This is a genomic window from Marinomonas sp. HM11-D (genome assembly GCF_057626615.1).
In genome coordinates this window covers 28,897-48,129 of record NZ_JBMMKT010000013.1, presented here as the reverse complement: position 1 = coordinate 48,129, position 19,233 = coordinate 28,897, and the positions used below count along the sequence as shown (strand labels likewise).

Annotated in this window: 20 protein-coding genes; 9 read left to right on the top strand and 11 right to left on the bottom strand. The window is 46.1% G+C overall.

Annotated elements, in window-relative coordinates; genetic code table 11:
- Positions 1-70 precede the first annotated feature (70 nt).
- A complete protein-coding gene (locus ACOSVP_RS15150) occupies positions 71-1,483 on the top strand; it encodes a dihydrolipoyl dehydrogenase (RefSeq protein WP_487348332.1) in 1,413 nt (470 codons plus the stop codon).
- A 33-nt stretch (positions 1,484-1,516) separates the two neighbouring features.
- Here the strand turns inward: ACOSVP_RS15150 and ACOSVP_RS15145 are convergent, their stop codons facing one another.
- From ACOSVP_RS15145 to ACOSVP_RS15125, 5 genes are all read right to left on the bottom strand, one after another.
- Positions 1,517-1,876, bottom strand: coding sequence for a ribbon-helix-helix domain-containing protein (locus ACOSVP_RS15145; RefSeq protein ID WP_487348331.1), 360 nt, complete (start codon positions 1,874-1,876; stop codon positions 1,517-1,519).
- A gap of 150 nt (positions 1,877-2,026) precedes the next feature.
- Positions 2,027-2,596, bottom strand: coding sequence for a DJ-1/PfpI family protein (locus ACOSVP_RS15140; RefSeq protein ID WP_487348330.1), 570 nt, complete (start codon positions 2,594-2,596; stop codon positions 2,027-2,029).
- A gap of 99 nt (positions 2,597-2,695) precedes the next feature.
- The gene (locus ACOSVP_RS15135; RefSeq protein WP_487348329.1) at positions 2,696-2,971 is read right to left on the bottom strand and encodes a putative quinol monooxygenase; all 276 of its coding nucleotides are present in this window, start codon (positions 2,969-2,971) and stop codon (positions 2,696-2,698) included.
- Between the two features lie 150 nt (positions 2,972-3,121).
- Positions 3,122-4,279 (bottom strand): HNH endonuclease, encoded by a 1,158-nt coding sequence (locus ACOSVP_RS15130; protein WP_487348328.1) that lies wholly within the window; start codon positions 4,277-4,279, stop codon positions 3,122-3,124.
- Positions 4,280-4,351: 72 nt separating this feature from the next.
- Positions 4,352-4,960, bottom strand: a complete 609-nt coding sequence (locus tag ACOSVP_RS15125) for a hypothetical protein (protein WP_487348327.1) — start codon at positions 4,958-4,960, stop codon at positions 4,352-4,354.
- A gap of 1,537 nt (positions 4,961-6,497) precedes the next feature.
- On the opposite strand from ACOSVP_RS15125, the gene ACOSVP_RS15120 reads away from it, so the two are divergent.
- Positions 6,498-6,767 carry a DUF3820 family protein gene (locus tag ACOSVP_RS15120; RefSeq protein WP_487348326.1) on the top strand — a complete coding sequence of 90 codons (270 nt, stop codon included), beginning with the start codon at positions 6,498-6,500 and terminating at the stop codon, positions 6,765-6,767.
- A 95-nt stretch (positions 6,768-6,862) separates the two neighbouring features.
- Here the strand turns inward: ACOSVP_RS15120 and ACOSVP_RS15115 are convergent, their stop codons facing one another.
- The 5 genes from ACOSVP_RS15115 to ACOSVP_RS15095 all read right to left on the bottom strand — a co-directional run bounded on the left by ACOSVP_RS15115 (position 6,863) and on the right by ACOSVP_RS15095 (position 10,883).
- Complete coding sequence (locus tag ACOSVP_RS15115) at positions 6,863-8,239, bottom strand: class II fumarate hydratase (RefSeq protein ID WP_487348325.1); 1,377 nt, start codon at positions 8,237-8,239, stop codon at positions 6,863-6,865.
- Positions 8,236-8,604 (bottom strand): hypothetical protein, encoded by a 369-nt coding sequence (locus ACOSVP_RS15110; protein WP_487348324.1) that lies wholly within the window; start codon positions 8,602-8,604, stop codon positions 8,236-8,238. The genes ACOSVP_RS15115 and ACOSVP_RS15110 overlap by 4 nt, the downstream gene beginning before the upstream one ends.
- Positions 8,605-8,872: 268 nt before the next feature.
- Complete coding sequence (locus ACOSVP_RS15105) at positions 8,873-9,355, bottom strand: FKBP-type peptidyl-prolyl cis-trans isomerase (protein ID WP_487348323.1); 483 nt, start codon at positions 9,353-9,355, stop codon at positions 8,873-8,875.
- Between the two features lie 56 nt (positions 9,356-9,411).
- Positions 9,412-10,014: a DUF1439 domain-containing protein gene (locus ACOSVP_RS15100; protein WP_487348322.1), complete on the bottom strand. Its 603-nt coding sequence runs from the start codon at positions 10,012-10,014 to the stop codon at positions 9,412-9,414.
- A gap of 14 nt (positions 10,015-10,028) precedes the next feature.
- The gene (locus tag ACOSVP_RS15095; RefSeq protein ID WP_487348321.1) at positions 10,029-10,883 is read right to left on the bottom strand and encodes a mechanosensitive ion channel family protein; all 855 of its coding nucleotides are present in this window, start codon (positions 10,881-10,883) and stop codon (positions 10,029-10,031) included.
- 125 nt (positions 10,884-11,008) lie between these two features.
- Between ACOSVP_RS15095 and ACOSVP_RS15090 the strand changes: the two genes are divergently transcribed.
- A complete protein-coding gene (locus ACOSVP_RS15090; RefSeq protein ID WP_487348320.1) occupies positions 11,009-11,431 on the top strand; it encodes a YebG family protein in 423 nt (140 codons plus the stop codon).
- A gap of 27 nt (positions 11,432-11,458) precedes the next feature.
- Here the strand turns inward: ACOSVP_RS15090 and ACOSVP_RS15085 are convergent, their stop codons facing one another.
- On the bottom strand, positions 11,459-12,118 hold the full coding sequence (locus ACOSVP_RS15085) for a cytochrome b/b6 domain-containing protein (protein WP_487348319.1): 660 nt from the start codon (positions 12,116-12,118) through the stop codon (positions 11,459-11,461).
- A 164-nt stretch (positions 12,119-12,282) separates the two neighbouring features.
- On the opposite strand from ACOSVP_RS15085, the gene ACOSVP_RS15080 reads away from it, so the two are divergent.
- The 6 genes from ACOSVP_RS15080 (at position 12,283) to ACOSVP_RS15055 (ending at position 18,971) form a co-directional block, all read left to right on the top strand.
- On the top strand, positions 12,283-13,290 hold the full coding sequence (locus ACOSVP_RS15080) for a GyrI-like domain-containing protein (protein ID WP_487348318.1): 1,008 nt from the start codon (positions 12,283-12,285) through the stop codon (positions 13,288-13,290).
- A 48-nt stretch (positions 13,291-13,338) separates the two neighbouring features.
- Entirely contained in the window at positions 13,339-13,557 is a 219-nt protein-coding gene (locus ACOSVP_RS15075) for a YgaP family membrane protein (protein WP_487348317.1), read from the top strand.
- 11 nt (positions 13,558-13,568) lie between these two features.
- A complete protein-coding gene (locus ACOSVP_RS15070) occupies positions 13,569-15,488 on the top strand; it encodes a putative bifunctional diguanylate cyclase/phosphodiesterase (protein ID WP_487348316.1) in 1,920 nt (639 codons plus the stop codon).
- Between the two features lie 47 nt (positions 15,489-15,535).
- Positions 15,536-16,828, top strand: a complete 1,293-nt coding sequence (gene pepQ / locus ACOSVP_RS15065; protein WP_487348315.1) for a Xaa-Pro dipeptidase — start codon at positions 15,536-15,538, stop codon at positions 16,826-16,828.
- Between the two features lie 206 nt (positions 16,829-17,034).
- Positions 17,035-17,985: a pca operon transcription factor PcaQ gene (gene pcaQ, locus ACOSVP_RS15060; RefSeq protein WP_487348314.1), complete on the top strand. Its 951-nt coding sequence runs from the start codon at positions 17,035-17,037 to the stop codon at positions 17,983-17,985.
- Positions 17,986-18,035: 50 nt separating this feature from the next.
- Positions 18,036-18,971, top strand: coding sequence for an AEC family transporter (locus ACOSVP_RS15055; RefSeq protein WP_487348313.1), 936 nt, complete (start codon positions 18,036-18,038; stop codon positions 18,969-18,971).
- Positions 18,972-19,233 lie beyond the last annotated feature (262 nt).

The window sequence follows — 19,233 nt, the reverse complement described above, 5'->3', positions numbered from 1 at the left end:
TCCTCCCTTGAAGAAATAACGCTCGCTTATTACTTTAGAGTTATCTAATAAATAATAAGAGGGAGCAGTGATGCGCCAAGTAGATGTTGCCATTGTCGGGGCGGGCTCAGCGGGCTATACCGCGTTGGGGTTGATCAAGCAGCACACGGATAATTATGTGCTGATCAATGAAGGTTGGTATGGTACTACCTGTGCCAAGGTTGGCTGCATGCCTTCAAAAGTGCTGATCCAAATCGCCGATGACTTTGACCATTTAAAGAAGATGGCGGTGGAAGGCATTGAAGGTTTAGAACAAGCTCACGTTAATAGTGAAACCGTGATGAAGCGGGTGCAAAGCATGCGTGATGCCTTTGTCGAGAAAACCATTGCTCCTTGGAAAACGCTTCCGGCCGAGAAGAATCTTAATGGCCGTGCGGCCTTTGTGGATGCAAGTACCTTAGAAATCACCTATGAGGATGGGCGTACTGAACAGCTGCAAGCCAAACACATTATCCTCGCCCCCGGTTCCCGTCCTGTGCTGCCAGCTCCTTGGCAAGGTATTAAAGGCGTGGTCACGTCGGATACTTTCTTTGAACAAGCCTCTTTACCTAACAAAGTCGCGGTGATCGGTCTTGGTGTCATTGGTTTAGAGCTGGGCCAAGCCATGGCACGCTTAGGCGTTGAAGTGATTGGTATTGAAATGGCCGAGACCATTGCTGGCATTAGCGATCCCGAAGTGCTAGACAAAGCACTCGAACTGATTGGTCATGACTTCCCTCTTTATCTAGGCCAAGCGGCGCAATTAGAACAGATAAATAACGGTATAAAAGTCAGCTTTGGTGAGCACAGCGTCGAAGTGGATCAGGTGCTAGCCGCTCTAGGCCGTCGCCCGAATCTTGATACCCTAAACCTTGCTAAGGCGGGTATTGCCTTAGATCAACGGGGCATGCCTGAGATTGACCCAAGCACCATGCGTATCCAAGGCACAAATATCTTTGTCGCCGGTGATGCCACAGGGCAAAAAGCCATCCTCCATGAAGCCGCCGACGAGGGTCGCATCGCTGCCTACAATGTGATTCAAGCGTTACAACAAGGCAACGCCAAGCATTATCAAGCACGCACCGAGCTTGGCATGGCCTTTACTCATCCTAATATCGGCTTCTTTGGTAAACGTTTTACGGAGCTTGATCCTGACAGCATTGTGATCGGCTCTTATAACTTCAATATGCTTGGCCGGCCACGGGTGATGCAGGAGTTTGAAGGCTTGATTCGCCTTTATGCCGATAAAACCAGTAAATGTTTAGTTGGTGGGGAAATGATCGCGCCACGGGGTGAGCACTTACTGCACCAACTGGCCTGGGTGCATCAACTTAATGTCGAAGTAGCCGAGATCCTATGCTTGCCCTTCTACCACCCCAATATCGAAGAAGGTGTGCGCGTGGCACTTAGAGAGTTAGCGAAACAACTTTACGATAAACCAGTGGAAGAAGTGGTGCAGGCTTAAAACAGAAACGAGGGTTGCGGCCCTCGTTTTTCATTACTGATGCGCCTCAAAGTAGCGCTTTTCCTGTTCTAAAATTCGCTCGCTATTAAGTGATGCCAAACTGATATCTGCTGAAGACGGCAGCATGCCGATAGTTTGTAAATGCAGATAGCGCATGGCACAGACACGCAAGAAAGAGGTGAAATTATCCAGATCGTGCCCCGCTTCTAACGCTTCATGGTTAAGCTTCACAATCATCTGCGCCAGCGACAACTGATCCCGCTGGGCAATTTCCTCTAAGGTAAACCAGAAAATATTTTCCAATCGAATACTGGTCACCATGCCATCAATACGCACGGAGCGCGTGACGTTTTGCCATAGGCTTGGGTCTGAGTTCACAAACAGCTTGCACATAAAATCATCCTGTTAAAATCCCTTAACAACGCAAAAGAACAAACGCAGACAAAACAGGTTAGCTGATTTTTTAGGAAAGTCAGAGGGAGAAGCCACTATTTTACAAAAAAGTTAATGCCCACTCCCCCGATACAGCAGAGAAAGATCAGATTAGCGGTTTAGCAAAACATAGAACTGCGCTAACCACGCAGGATGAGCAGGCCATGCTGGCGCCGTCACCAAGTTACCATCGGTCACCGCCTGGTCCACCGCAATATTCGCGTAGACACCTTTCGCAAGCTCTACTTCTGGCTGACACGCTGGGTACGCGGAACATTTTTTACCTTCCAACACACCCGCCGCTGCCAGCAACTGAGCACCGTGACAAATCGCCGCAACCGGTTTATCGGCTTTAAAGAAATGCTGCACCATGACAATCACGTCTTTATTTAAACGCAAATACTCCGGCGCACGACCACCTGGAATCACCAAAGCATCGTAGTCTTCCGCCTTAATCTCACTAAAGGTCGCATTCAACGCGAAACGGTGACCGGGCTTTTCGGTGTAGGTCTGATCCCCTTCAAAATCGTGAATCGCCGTTGCGACAGAGTCACCAGCTTTCTTATCAGGACAGACCGCATCCACCTGATGACCGACACTTAACAACGCCTGAAACGGCACCATGGTTTCGTAATCTTCCGTGAAATCACCCGTGATCATTAAGATTTTTTTATTAGACATAATGCTTCCTCTTATTGTGTTTCCAACAGAGGTAAGTTGTAACAGTTAGAGTGGCGCGGGAGGTATTAACGGGTTGTTACATGGGGAGTGGGGCTGTGATTATTCCAATATTTCATAGTGACGCTCAACGTTTACCGCCACCTTCCCCCAATGCGATGCTTTCACTCGTTGCTGGTGTAAGTCGAACGATTCTTTATCAGCGAACTCTTCGTAAACGTCAAAACGAAGAGGATTGTCTGGGTTGTGAATAACGCTAAAAGTGATGCAGCCGGTTTCTTCGAGTGTGAGGCGTGTGTGGTTTACTAACTCAGTTTGTACTATTTCAAGATCCGACTCAGGGATTAGGATAAAGCCTTTTAGTGTTATTTTTTGCATGGGGTTCCTGTGATACGTAACGCCCTGTTAAGGGGTGAGCAACGCGACCGCAAAACTCAACCATATCACCGTAAACACTGAACCCAACGATGGAATAAAAAATACCAAGCGTTAGGAATCACTCTTAAATGCTTTGTTAGTTTTATATGCCTACAGATTTTTTAAATAGTCTTTATTCTTGTCCATTTGAGCATAAATGGAATCAAGTTCTTGATGCTTTATATTGCCTAATTTATAAGCCAGGAAATCAGGGTAATCTAACACAATACACTTTTTAAGGGGTTTAAATAAGATAACAACAAATCCGTTACCTACAGCTTCACGTTGTTCTTTTGTGATCTCATCATTTACTAACATTTGAATAACCCAATTCAAATTACCAGATATATTGAAGTTGATTCCCACACCAATATTGTTGGGAATTACTGATAATGTTACTGCATTTGAGTTACTCAAAATTTTCGATAACATCGAGTCTTTTTCTGCGACATTACGTCCGAATTTTATGTCAGGAATCTCATCTTCACGACGATACCAAAGTGCTTTCGTCAGCTCTCTTGAGTAAGGCGTTTCTAGAAACATATCACCGAACAATGAGTATGCTACGCCAATCGCTGTTTTTGCCATAAAGCGTATATCATAATCAATATACATAGAGGCAGTACCACGCTCCTGATTATTACTCTCTTTAACATGACGAAAGAAGTATTTTACTCTTTCTTTATCTAATGTATCAGAGTCCGAGAAGCCAATAGTTTTCGGGTCTGCTCCCTCAACCGTACCACAAAGAACTTTCCTAACCTTTTTGCCCTCAAAACAGTCACGAAAACTAAGCCATGAAAGCAACATATTCTTGTTTGAGCGCTCAGAGAACATAAAATATGCTCGGCTATGTTTCTTTTTAGCTGTTCTAGGGTTGCCACCAGCATACCAAAATAACCTCTTGTCTACTGGTCTTATCCAGTAGACTCTTTCACCCAAGGGACCTAGCCAGAGTTCACAAACTTCACTTTCCAACATTTCAGGAGGTTGTAAATCTGAATTACCCATGCAAATAAAGGGCAAACCTGTCGGCTTTTCAGGGTTAAAGAAGGCGTGTGCTGCTGTTCTTAAATGATTATGAACTATCCAGTCTTTTTCAAAACCTGCATCAACAAATAGCCCAAGGTTATTATTACACTTTTCACATACTTGTCGTGTTTTTAGAAATTCAGGAGCGGCTGCCCCACCGATAAACTGAGGTAGAATATGCTCCAGACTAAACTCAGAAGAATCTTTTTCTTCACGACAATATATACACTCTTTCATTCAAACTCCGAACTTACCTATAAAACTAACGCCGCGCTCAGCGACAGTTTTGGCTGTCATTGCAGCACCTTGTTAGGCATTTTCGAAACTTAGATTAGTTAAGGTAACTCTTGGCATTGGATACCTACCAGCAAGATGCTTAGCAATAGCTTCATTGCCCCAAAAGTCATTAATTACCAATCTATTTTCATGAAAGCCAATCCAGTACCCTGAAGCTGTAATTTCATTCTTGTTTGACGGGCAGAAAATTGCGATGGAGAGTATCCCCCAAACCACACTTGCGGGAAATGTAATCATTTTATCTGCAATTAGAAGACTTCCATCATTATGAAATGAAAAACCTTTTGATAGTGAATCACTATGCACAAGTCCACACCTTACGACATGGTACATTAAATCAGCAAAGTCTGGGTCATTTATAGGTTTTCTAACTCCCTCGGTGATAGGAAAATTCTCAAATTTAGTGTCATCAAGATTCAACCCGCCAAGTGACATAAACTCGATCAACCAAGTGTATTCCTTGATCAAGTTTTTGAAGCAACTTCTGCTGCTTGAATCCTGATTGTAATAGCGTTGAGATGTAACATCTACTGCGTTACATGCATGCTCTAAAGCAGCATATACTTCGCCTCTTCCCATATGATCAATGGCATACTTAACTCTTTCTCCGATACTTGCCATGCTTCCTCCTGCCTAACATTTTAATAGTGCGCATGCTCATTTACGCAACTCTTAATGTTTTCATTAAACCTCACTAAATTAATGATTTAAAGCTGCTTTTCTAGCTTACCTAAAGAAGCTTTATCGGATAAAAATGAGCATACGCGTTATCACATTTATCCACAGCACGTTATTCTAACCACACTATTTGTTAGCGACTGATTTTATTATATTTTTTATGATTTTCTTGTGTAAATCCGAGAAAGTGAACCACATTCAAACCGTGAAAATGCGCATTTTATTGAGTTAATCAAAAATACACTGAATATTTGAACAAGTGATAAGAGCTAATTATGTGGCCTCTCATTTTCTACTTAGCAATGTAGATCAATCGCCGAACGGAGACGGCTCGTACGAGAGAATTTACGGGCTTATTAGCAATATCCCATGTGTTTGATTCGCGCAGTCGTTGCCGAGGGACGAGGATTGCGCAAGCGAATTGAATTACATGGGATAGTGCCTCGAAAGGGGTTGGTAAGCACCGAAGCTGAGATCTCTCATTATCTGCTTAGCAGCTAGTCCAATCGGGCTGGGACAGCCCTCCTACAAAAACAGCAGATACTTCTTATTTCCTGCTGATCTGATAAATCTAATCGCCGGGCGGAGACGGCTCGTACGAGAGTTTGCGGGCTTATTAGCGATATCCCATGTGTTTGATTCGCGCGCTCTTTAATTAAGACAAAGTCGGGGCCGAAGTACGAGGATTGCGCAAGCGAATTGAATTACATGGGATAGTGCCTCGAAAGGGGTTGGTAAGCACCGAAGCGGAGAACTCTCATTGCCTGCTGAGCTGCTAGTCCAATCGGGCTGGGACAGCCCTCCTACAAAAACAGCAAGAGCTTCTGATTAACTGCGGAGCTGCTAGTCCAGTCGCCGAGCGGAGGCGGCTCGTACGAGAGTTTGCGGATTGATTAGCGATATCCCATGTGTTTGATTCGCGCTGACGCGTCGAAGAATGAGACATTGCGCAAGCGAATTGAATTACATGGGATAGTGCCTCCAAAGGAGATGATAGGCACCGAAGCTGAGAGCTCTTATTGCCTGCTGAGTTGCTAGTCCAATCGGGCTGGGACAGCCCTCTCACAAAATCAGGAGCCTCTGATTACCTGCGGAGCGGCTAGTCCAGTCGCCGAACGGAGACGGCTCGTACGGGAGTTTGCGGGCTTATTAGCGATATCCCATGTGTTTGATTCGTGCTGACGCGTCGAAGAATGAGACATTGCGCAAGCGAATTGAATCACATGGGATAGTGCCTGCAAAGCGGTTGGTAAGCACCGAAGCTGATGAATAGCATCCTAGAGAAATTGCCGAGTTTGCAGATTGATCCCTCGGAAACCGAGGTCCTACAAGGAAGGGCCAATCGCCGAACGGAGGCGGCTCGTACGAGATCGTTTCCCTCGCACAGCGAGGTCCTACAAAAAGCAATCGGGCTGGGACAGCCCTCCCACAAGGGAGTTTTGTGGTAGTATGCGGGGCTTGTTTAGGAGCGGTGGTGGTTATGATTGAGAAGCAGGATTTGCTGGATATTGCGCGTCAGAAGATGCCGTTTGGTAAGTACGAGGGTCGTTTGATCGTTGATCTGCCAGAGGAGTATTTGCTGTGGTTTAACCATAAGGGCTGGCCGGAAGGTAAGTTAGGCCGTTGGTTGCAGTTGGCGTTGGAGGTTAAGGTGAATGGTCTGGAGAAGATTGTTGAGCCGTTAAAGCTGCCCGAGGTGCCAAAACCAAAGCAACCGAAGGTGCAAATCCGCTTTGATGATATGAAATAGTCCCTTTTTAAGCATATTAGATGGGCTGGAGGGGCTTGCGTCCTCCAGCCCGTCCCATCGTCCGTGATGGAACTTACTTGCTCTTTTCCTTTCGCTTATAAGCCGCCTTTGGTTAATTTAGCCGGATCCAAGTGCGCTTCCAATTCTTCACGGCTTAAATCGGTTTCTTCCACCGCCACATCAATCACTGGGCGTTTTTCCTTGTAGGCTTTTTTAGCGATTTCCGCGGCTTTGAGATAACCAATAATCGGGTTCAATGCCGTTACCAAGATTGGATTTTTGCCCAGCGCTTCATTCAGTTTGTCTTCATTCACCGTCAAGGTCGCGATGGCTTTGTCCGCCATTAGTGTGCCCGTGGTAGTGAGTAAGTGGATACTATTCAATAGGTTATGGGCAATCATGGGCAGCATAACATTAAGCTCAAAGTTGCCAGACTGACCGCCAATGGTGATCGCCGTATCATTACCGATCACTTGTGCCGCCGCCATGGCCGTGGCTTCGGGAATCACGGGGTTTACTTTACCCGGCATAATCGAAGAGCCCGGTTGTAGAGCTTCGAGGGTAATTTCCCCAAGGCCAGCCAAAGGCCCAGAGTTCATCCAACGTAAATCGTTGGCGATTTTCATATAGGTCACGGCGGTGCTTTTCAAAATACCCGATAGCGCGACCGCGGTATCTTGGGAGCCAATCACAGCAAAGAAGTCCTCTGCGGGGCTAAAGGTCACCTTGCTGAGGGTCGACAGTTCTTCACAGATAAACTTAGAGAAGTCAGGATGGGCATTAATGCCTGTGCCGACCGCTGTGCCCCCTTGAGCCAGCTTGGTGACTTTGGCCAAGATCGAATTCAGGTTATCAATATTGTCTTGCAACTGTGCCGCCCAACCATTAAAGGTTTGGTCAAAGCGCACCGGCATGGCGTCCATCAAGTGGGTACGGCCAGTTTTGGTATGGCCTTTCAGCGTTTGGCCTTTTTCCCTAATAGTGGACTTCAAATGCTCTAGCGCTGGCAGTAAGCGCTTACTGACCTCGATCGCTGCACTGGCATGAATCGCACTGGGGATAATGTCATTACTACTCTGGCCAAAGTTAACATGGTCATTGGCGCCAACACTCTCCCCTAGGCGCAAAGTCGCTAAGGTGGCGATCACCTCGTTGGCATTCATATTGGAGCTGGTACCAGAACCCGTTTGAAACACATCCACAGGGAAATGCTTCATCAATTCAGGGTCTTTAAGCAGCTCAGTACAAGCTTGATCAATGGCATGAGCCATGGGTTCACTTATGCATTTAAGTCGTAGATTCGCTCGCGCAGCGGCTTGTTTTAAGCTGATCAAAGCACGAATAAATGACTCTGGAAGTGACTGCCCACTCACTGGGAAGTTATTGATCGCACGCTGGGTTTGCGCACCGTACAGAGCATATTCAGGGACTTCGAGTTGTCCCATGCTGTCCGCTTCTAGTCGGGTATTCATTTGCTGACTCCCATTTGCTGGCTCGACATAAAGTAGTGACTCATGGCACGCAGTTCATGTTCCAAACGGTAGTAATCCACCGCGTCCTGATCGGTGATTACAAAGCGTTTCAATTGCATCAGTGGACGGTAAATCGAGTCCAAACACAATTCACGCCAATGCATTGGCACAGCCGCATCACATACGGTATCCAGTAACACTCGAAACACTCGCTTGTAGAGATCGTAGGCTTCTGAAATGCCCAACTGCTCGGCGTACGCTTCGCTAGTATCCAAGTATTGGTGCAACACCTTGGGGGAATCGGATGCCACGCCACGTTTAATGGTTTGCTCAATAACAGAGAACGGAACGATGTGATAAGTCATGACTCAAGCCTCTTTGATGCAAATGATAATAATTATCAATTAATCATTGAGACGTCACTTTGTCAAGCCACAGTTATTTTAATTTTGCCTATTCAGCTTGGAACAGAATCCGTGAAATTGCCTAGAAAAATGGCCAAATAACAGCAAAATGCTAGTGATTGATCAGATTAATGCGAGATTTTTGCGGAATGAAAAGGAATCGAAAAGATCATTGGCGAGGAGAAAAGCTTGCCGTCGATCAACAAAATCGACGGCAACTTGGCAGTGCTTAATGGTGGTGGTGACCACCGATGCCGTGTGCATGGCCGTGCGCCACTTCTTCTTCTGTTGCTTCGCGTGTATCAACGATCTGCACAGAGAAAGTTAGCTCTTTGCCTGCTAGTGGGTGGTTAAGATCCACAGTCGCGTGCTTAAGACCCGCTTTCACGATAGTCACTTGACGAACGCCTTGGTCAGTACGCACGTTAGCCACCATGCCTGGCGTCCATTTTTTCGCGCCGTGTAGGTGTTTCACAGGGATCTGCTGAGTTTTGTCTTCTTGACGCTCGCCGTAACCTTCAGAGCAAGGAACAGTCACTTCAAACTCATCGCCAGCTGATTTACCCACCATGGCTTTTTCAAGACCAGGAATGATGTTGCCGTGGCCGTGTAGGTAAGCCAATGGCTCGTTACCTGCAGAAGTCTCGATTAGTTTGTCGCCTTCACGAAGTGTGTAGTGGAATTGCACCACTGTGTTGTCTGCAATAGACATATGTTGTCCTCATTTCAATAATCGGAGCCATGCTAACCTAACAGGCCCCTTAACGTCTAAAAAATCATAAATTCGATGCTATCTTCGGTGATCACTATGTCTTTCACCATTTTCGCCGCCGCTTTTTCGGTCATCGAATGGTTCAATACATACACCGGATGAGTATCAAAATAATTGGCTAGTGCGGTTTCAAAATCACTGTGCAATGAGCCCAAGGTATTACGGAACATCTGATCACTGATGCTGTTGCCTTGCACCGCGATTTGCGTCAGTTTCGCGCCGACAAGGTAAACACGATCTTCTTCAATGCGTAGACCCGACTCAAACGATGGATCCAACTGCGCGGTCATGGTCATATCTTGGCCGAAAACATTTAAGGTTCCGCGAATGTCCGTTTTCATATCCACCATCACCAAACCGCCATCACGTTCAGTCAGGTCTATATTGGCTTCCTTGATCAGTAAATCAAGGTTCAGCGTCGACTCTTCTAAGGTCAGCTGAATGATATCAGGTTGAGTGGTTTCTAGACGTTTGGCGACTTCCGCATTCAACTCGGCTTCACTGACACTCATATCTGACGAACAGCCAGATAACAGTGCCGCGACCGCGGTCCCCGCTAGCCAGATCATTTTATTTTTTAACAATTTCTGTTTAAACATGAACACTGCGCCTCCTAAGACTGACGCTTTTTCTCAAACCAAATACGCATAAAATCTTCGGTGACTTTTTGCTCAATTTCTGCAGCCTCGTGGGTCGGGCAAAACAGCGACACCGTAAAGACGTTGTAGCCCTCGATCGTAGTTTGCACGCGCACGGTTGGCTCAGGGCCGGCTATTTTAATGTCCAAGCGTTTTTCAATCAGACTGTTATAACGAATCGCCACTTCGTGAAAGTGCTCACTGTACTCACGAATCTTGGCCAAAATAGGTTCTTTAATTTCAAACAAATTTACGTCATCTGTCAGTCTAGAAATCGAAAAGGAATGTTCAACATAGCGACGCATATAGTTTAAGTTCTGCACCGAGTTGGTCAGCAAGACACTGTTCGGCACGACCGTAGTACGCCCTGTGTAGGCATAGCTACCACCTTTAAAATCCACTTCAAACAAGGTGGTTGAGAGCCAATCACTGTCGGTGACTTCCCCTTCAAACTGACCAATACGCACCCAGTCACCCACCTGATAAGGTCGAGTACTGGCTTTGTAAAACGCGCCGACAATACAGGAAATAAACTCTTTGGTGGCAATCACCAAGGCCACCATAAAGGCGGCAATGGAAATGGCAATGTTCTGCAACTCGGTCGCCCAAATCAGCACTAGACCGACAAACATCACCAAGTTAAATACGTTATCAACAGCGTTTAAGCGACGACGCTTGCGATCCATCTCGAGCTTTTCATTGGCGCGCAATAGCCGCTTCATATAACGGCGGATGGCAACAATGCCGATGATCCAGAGCAGCGTGGCAATGTATTCAAAGTTGTTGGTGAAAAATGCCGCATTTAACTGCGACCATTCAAATTCAGACATGGCTAACCTAAAAACTGACTTTTCGCGCCACTTTACCAAGGTGGTGCTGAATAGCAAATAAAATACTGGACAAGCACAAAATCATAACTGTATATTTATACAGTATTTTAAATGAGGTGCGATTTATGCCTGTCGTAATTAAATATGTTGTTGAACGCAATGGTGTTGAGAAAATGACTTTTTCCTCTAAAGCGGAAGCAGACCACTATGACAAACTGCTGGAGACCGCAGAAAATCTTGAGGATTTACTGCAAAGCAGCGGCGTGCTGGAGGACGATCAGCTAACCACAAAACTGGCCATGTATTTAGCTGAAAACAAAGAAGAGCTGCTTGAAGCGCTCGGCAATAAGCGTAAGAAAACGCCAAAAAAGCCAACTGAGAAAAGCACTCAAAGCTCAGAACCTAAAGACGAGCAAAGCGATCTAGAAGACTTAGTCATTGAACCGGATGAAACTTCCTATATGGATGAATCCGGCGACGACTACAATAGTGACGATAGCATAGATTACAACAAAGATGAGATCTACAGTGAAAGCGATGCCGCATAAGCGGCACCACTTTCAGACGATTTCAAATCAAACCGGAATATTCCATAGCCAAGCTAACCACGCTAGTGCTCCACCAAGGGATAACACTACACCAATACGGGGCGTACTGGCGTGCTTCTCAAATTCGGTATGGTGTTTTTTCTTACCATGCAGCATGGCTGCTACTAAACGTTCGCCGAAACGTAACTCATGGTACAAGACCGCCAAAATATGCAGTGCGACTAGGGCTAAGAGAATATTTGGCAAAGCGTGGTGCAACGTACTTAGGGTCGCATTGAGCTCCTCCGACACGGTGCCGTAGAAGGGACCAAACCAAAAGATTTCATCGCTACTAAACAGACCAGTGCCCCATTGTACGGTCATCGCCAACAGCAACACGATTACCATGATACCACCCACAGGGTTATGGCCTAGGTAGGTTTCCCCTTTACCAGCGATCAGGTTTTTGCCGTACTGCAACACTTCTAAGGGATGGTAAATAAAGTGCTTAAATTTGGCGAAATCCGACCCCATAAAACCATACGCTATACGAGCGACAATCACGGCAGACAAGGCATAACCCATATAGAAATGCCAATCCATATTATCGCCATCACCTTTTCCGGTAATGATCAAACCAGTGAACAGTAGCACCATCATCCAATGAAGTAGCCGCACCGGCCAATCCCATACCAATACTTTGTGCATCTGCTGTTTCCCCTCTTCTGTAAATAGCGTTATCTTTGTCTTAAGCCAAGGACCGTTACTATACTGACCTTAGGATTTGCCTTTTTCTCCATTTTTAGGGACATTAATTCCCTAAATGGATTTACTTCTGCTCGCCGTTACGAAGCAGTAAGGAGCGCAATACCGTGATCATTGGGCTAATAATACTCATCTCTATCCTACTTTGCGTAGCGGGTTATGCCCTGTTCACGCAAAGGTATGTCTATATACATCATACTTCCTTAATGTCGTGTTCGGCTGAAAAAGTCTTCTCAGAAATAAACCAATTGGAATATTGGCCAAGTTGGTTGCCGTGGGCGTTATTTGATGAAAATGCTTCCGTTTTAGTCAATCAACGCAGCAGTCACTCTTTAGAAGGCGCTTTGGTGCAATTAAAAGGTCTGCAACTTGGTAAAGTGTCTTGTCATATTGAGTCGCAACAAGCCAATAAATTGGTGAGATTTCAGGTGCAAAGTGATCACTTTTATCCGAGCCCGGTTCAGGTTCAAATCGAATTAAGTGAAACTGAAGATCATCAGTTAGTCATGAATGTCATTGCCAAAAGCGAACTAAACTTCTGGCATCGTTACAAGCAACCACAGTTGTTAAAGCAAATTCATGCGGATATGCGCCTGTTGCTGGTCCGCTTGTGTGCGCGCACCGAGCCTGACAGTCATTACTTAACCTCCTTTGCACTGCAAGACAGCCGCACTTTAGCCAATGTCGATGCCATCACACGTCCATTTATCGTCAGCGATCACTCCATGTCGATGCAAATGGAGCAAGGTTTTCGTGATTTGATTATTAGCCTTGGTCCAGAAAATAGACCCGCAGGTCCAAGCTTTGCACTCTTTGAAGCGGCGGATATGAGCCACCATTATTTTACTGGCAAATTGGGTATCCCGATTCAGAATCTAAGCCCCTGTGAAGCCCAGCCGGAACGCATCACCTTTAAAGGCAATTTTGTTGGACTAAGGTATCAAGGAAGTTATCAGTATTTATGGTTAGCATGGCATGTCTTAGAAACTTGTGTGCGCTTGCAGCAACACAAACCCGCCAGACAGCGTAGCAGTATTGAGGTTTACGAAGTTTCGCCAAAAGAAACTACAGATCCATTGCAATTTGTTACTGTACTCTACATGCCAATACAGTAAATTTAGGCTTAACTGATCTATTAATTAATCGTTGTTTTGAGGGTATCTATGATCAAACAAAACCTACACATTTGGGATCGCCTAGCACGCGGCGTGATTGGTGTTTTCGTGATTTCCTTTGCCCTATTCAACGGCGAAGTCATTCAAGATAGCATTATTGAAATCTTATTATTTTTGTTTGGCGTTCTTAACTTAATTTCCCTAGCGACAGGTTGGTGTCCGGTTTATTCCATCGCGGGTATCAGCACCCGCCCAAAAGATAAGTAGAAGCACAGCACATGGCGGCACTATTTGATTTACAACTCGATGGATCATTGCGACGTAAGCTTATTATTATTTGCTTAAGTGTTGCTTTGGTGGTGTCGGTTATTTATGGTGTCGCCGCCTACCGTCTTAGTAGCGAAATGGGTATTAACACTGAAATTAGCTACTTGGAAAAGCGCTCTCTCTTTTTGTTAGCTGAAATTGAAGAAGAAGGCGAAGAGGCTGAACAGCGTATCAATGAGCTGATCGACATCATGCAGCAAACTGAAAGCGATGCGACACAGCCACTCTACATTCGCGTTTCAAGCACAGATCAATCATGGGACATTACTCGTAATATGCCGAATGCATCACTTGATGCATTAATCCCGATGATTGCCAAAGCACAGTTGAATGACGAACGCTCAGGCTATATCGAACACGATGATTTGCATTTCTTATGGACGTTACAAAGCGACGATAACACCGCCATTATGATGGTGACTGCGCCGAGCAGTATCGATCAAGCCCTGAGCCATATTGCCAAACATCTATCGATTACATCCGTTGTTGTTTTCTGGATCGCTGTCTGGCTAGCTCTGACTTTATCGTCATGGATTGCCAAACGAGTTGAGGAAAAGAACGAGGCTCTGCGCCGCTTGGCGACCCACGACACACTGACTGGCTTACCTAACCGTTTGTACCTAGTGGATTTGTTGCAAACTCAGCAAAGAAACTCTGATGAGTTAGTCAAAGGCACCTTGCTAACCATTGACCTAGATAAATTCAAAGAAATCAACGATACCCTAGGGCACAGTGCTGGCGACAAGCTACTGGTCATCTTTGCTCATAAATTAAGCCAAGTATTAAGCCCCGAACAAACCCTATTTCGCTCCAGCGGTGACGAATTTCTGATTTGGGCACCGGATGTGTCCGCAGAAGAATGTGAAGCCTTTGCCGCAACCGTGGTGGAATCCTTCCAACATCCAATTACCATGAACGAACTACCGATCCACCTTGAAGCCAGTATCGGTATCGCCCTTTGCCCAGAACACAGCTCAGATATCGACGCCCTATTGATCAGTGCGGACATCGCGATGCATGAAGCGAAAAAGCTACGCAGTAAATGGGTGCTATTTAATAAATCCCACTCAAATGATGAAAAAGGCCAGCAGACGTTACGCTACCGTAGTGAGTTAGGGGATGCGTTAGCGGAACAACAAATTAAGCTATTTTTCCAACCGAAGGTTAACCTAACCAATGGTCAGATCGTTGCCTGTGAAGCCTTAGCTCGCTGGCAGCACCCAGTCGATGGCATGTTACCGCCCTTGTTATTTATCCCACTTATTGAACAAAGTGGTAAGGTGCGTGAATTTGGCCGTTACGTGATTCGTATGGCGATCCATCAACTTAGCATCTGGAAAACGCAGGGCCTCATGGTGCCAGTGGCCATTAACCTATCGCCTTATAACCTACTGGATCCAGACATCGTTTGCTATACACAGGAATTGTTGCAAAAGGCCGACATCCCACCAAAGATGCTGGAAGTCGAGCTGACTGAGACGGCCACTAGCCTACACCTGCAAACCATCTCTGAGAGCCTGAATCGCTTTAAAGATATAGGTGTGAGTATTTCGATTGATGATTTCGGTACGGGCATGAGCTCGCTGGCTTACATCAGCAGCCTTAATGTGGACACGATTAAAATCGATCGTTCGTTTATTAGCGACATGGAAACCAACAGCAGTAACTTGTCAATTGTGACCAGTGCCTTGAATTTAGCGAAAGCGTTTGATTGCACAGTGGTCGCAGAAGGGGTAGAGAACCTAGAGCAAGCCACACTATTGAATTCGTTGGGTTGTCATTACGGTCAAGGTTATTACTACTCCCCCCCTGTACCAGCGGATAAATTTACCGCGCTGCTAAAATTTACTCCGACCCTGCCTGTGTCCTAAACTAAAGACATTCCGCTGTGCTCAGCACAGCCACTATCTAGGGTGGAATGATGATGCAAAACTCTTTATATGTTCGTCACTTAGAGACCTTGTTACAGCGCTATTGTGCGGCCTTGTCAGCCTTTAAGCTGGATGCCATCGTGATAGCCTCGGGCAAGCCTAGTTATTACTTTGAAGATGATCATACTCATCCCTACAAACCCTTTGCCGCCGCACAACAATGGTTACCTTTCACGTTGCCGGCAGGCTGTTACATCGTTATCAAACACGATAAACCAGAGTTAATCTGGCCAGCTCAGCAAGACTTTTGGCATATGGCCAACGCCATCCCTGAAGGCGAATGGCAAGCCCACTGGCACATAGTCCCCACGCTTAATGATGATTGGTTGAAATGTCTGCCATCTGATGTCGCCCTGATCGGCCCCGACGCTCTGGGCTCACTAAGGCATAATGACTCCCTGTTTACTTGGCTTAATTATGATCGTGCAGTGAAAACTGATTATGAGATTGCTTGTATAGAAGAAGCCTCTGCGATTGCGGTCAAAGGCCATTTGGCTGCACAAACCGCCTTTTTAGAGGGAGCTAGCGAGTTTGAGGTGCATCTCGCTTACCTCAGAGCGACCGCACAAGATGCGATCCATACGCCCTACCCAAATATCGTTGGTATCAATGAGCATGCCGCGGTATTACACTATGAGCAGAAAGGCCATCATCGCCCATTTCGCCCACTCACCTTGTTGGTCGATGCTGGCGCCCAGTTCAATGGCTACGCCAGTGATATCACCCGAACCACGACCACCTTACAAGATGAATTCAGCGATCTGGTCGCCGATATGGATGTGTTGCAACAAAGTATTGCCAACCAAGCCGTGGCCGGAACACCGTTTGTTGAGCTGCATGACAAATCCTTAATCGGCGTTGCGGAACTGCTGAAAAAGCATGATATCTGCTCACTGAGTATCGAAGAGCAATTGGCTAAACACGTTCCCCATCATTTCTATCCGCATGGCTTAGGCCATCTGTTAGGTCTGCAAGTACATGATGCCGGTGGCCGTCAAGGTAGCCCACAAGGACAAATCATCGATCCGCCAGCGGATCACCCATTTCTACGTCTGACCCGCCATCTTAATGAAAATATGGTGCTGACCATTGAGCCTGGTTTGTATTTTATTCCCATGTTGCTCGAAAAACTCAAAGCCGAACAACCACACCACGCCTGCAACCTAGAGAAGATCGAACGCCTGCTTCCTTACGGTGGCATACGTATTGAAGACAACATAGTCGTGGGCATTGAAGGCATTCGCAATCTCACTCGAGAAGCTTTTGCCAAACACGCTTAGATACCGCTTTTGACATATAATTATTTCTAATATGCCATTTTCTCCCTATATGAGTCGTAAATTGGCACATTTAGGGAGAATTACTAACAAGCGTCTTTCATTTTTTAAATAAGCATATCAAAAATTGTATATTTTACTTTTAATGCCCAACAAAGCAGGTTGTAATACACAACTTCTGTTAGCGTCGAGTTGAAGGTCCAAACACCATGATGGAAAATCGCATTAAGTATCGCCACTTAGAATGTTTCTTAGAAGTCATTCGCCAAGGCAGCGTCGTGCGCGCGGCAGATGTGCTATCACTGACTCAGCCCGCCGTTTCCAAAAAGCTGAAAGAGTTGGAAGAGATTTTAGGGGTACGACTGCTTGAGCGTAGCAAGAAAGGCATCGAGCTAACGCATTACGGCAACCTCTTTTTAGAACACGCCAGCACCAGTGTTGCCGCCCTACGTGAAGGGGCGGAGCGCGTTAATCAAGCCTTGGTGACCGGCCAACAAAAGCTCAGTATCGGTGTATTACCAACGGTTGCCACTAGCGTGCTGCCCGAAGCAGTGAAACGCTTTCGCTCCAACAACGTGGATGTGCGCTTGCACCTTGTCTCGGGACCAAACTCTCTACTGATGAGCCAGCTACGTGTTGGCGAATTAGACTTGGTCGTAGGTCGTATGGGCGTACCAGAAGCCATGGCGGGGATTTCCTTCCAGCATCTCTATTCTGAACAGGTGGTGTTTGCCGTACGTCCTGGTCATCCACTACTCGACAAAGCGGACTTCCAGCTCAACGAAATCACCCAATACACGGTACTGTACCCACCAGAAGAATCCATCACTGGTCCAACGGTTGATCGCTTCTTGCTAGCAGAAGGGGTGAGCAATATTCGTGATCGTATCGATACGGTGTCAGACAGTTTTGGTAAAGAGTTTATTCGCCATACGGATGCCATTTGGATCATCTCCCGCGGTGTTGTTGCCCGTGAAATCGCCGATGGCGAATTGGCAGAACTGCCAGTCAACACCAAAGAAACCCTTAGCGCTGTCGGCCTTAGCGTGCGCGCGGACACCAATGCCTCCATGGCGCTGCAATTGTTCAGTAAAGCCGTACGAGAAACTGCGGCAAACCTAGACAGCTACTACAATCCAGATCACTCTTTCTCTGAGTGATCTGAATCCTGCTATCAGTAATATCTTGCTTCTGCTTGTGATGCTTAATCATGTTTGAAATGTTGTTTACCACTGCGCCTATCTTTATCTTGATGGCGCTAGGCTTCACGGCGGTGCGCACTCGTCTCGTCAGCGATGAAAGCATCGCTGGCATGGCTAAAATCGTGCTCTATTTCACCTTACCTGCCCTCATCTTTAGCACCTTGGCAAAGATGGATTCGAGTGAGGTCTTTGTTCCTGAATATCTGCTGGCTTTTAGCTTGGCGTCTTTGTTATCGCTGTTGATCGGTATTCTATTTACCGCCTGGGCACTCAAAAAAGACAACCTGCAAGCCTCTTTGAAAGGGGCAGGCATGGCCTGCTCTAACTCAGGCTTCTTTGGCTACCCCGTGATGCTGCTGGTGTTTGACGATCCACCTACGGCGGCATTTGCCATGACCCTGATGGGGGAAAACGCCATTATCTTACCCACTGTGTTTGCCTTACTCAGTTACTTTTCCTCTAAAGATCAAGGGCTCAGTCTGTCGCAAACCTTGCTTAGCACTCTGAAACGCTTAGCGAAGAACCCTCTGGTGCTTGCTGTGGTCTGCGGTATGTTTTTTTCGCAGTTCCATTTAAGCCTTCCAGATGTGGCCGATCGAGTCTTGATGATGTTATCTGGTGCCTCAGCGACCTTGGCCTTGATGGTGTTAGGCGGCTCTTTGGTGGGTACTAGCATCAAAGGTAACGTTGCGGATATCAGCGCCATCACCTTCGGTAAGCTGATTATTCACCCTGCTTGTATGGCGCTATTTATGTGGCTGATTCCTGGCATCGATAACCATCTTAGAATTGGTGCCGTGATTCTCGCCGCCGTTCCCATGATGAGTATTTATCCCATTATCGGTAGTCAGTATGGCTACCGCTCGTTCTGTGCCAGTGCTTTGCTGATTACCACGATTGCCTGCTTTGCGACCCTGCCGCTGTTACTTGCTTTTCTCAATTAGCACTCGCAAAAAACAACAAAGCCGAGCATTGCTAGACCTTAGTATTGATTTTATCTTTATATTATCCATAGACATTGTCTTATTTTTTAAATTGTTAGCTAACAGCTTTTTTATTGATTTGCAGTAATGCCTACTATCCACATGGCTAATTTTGCACGAATGATTAAGAGCAAGAACTTTACCGTTAAGCTTACTTAGCAAAAAATGGATCTAGATTCGAAGTTATTATGCCCAAAAATTATTGACATTCAGCAATCAACTA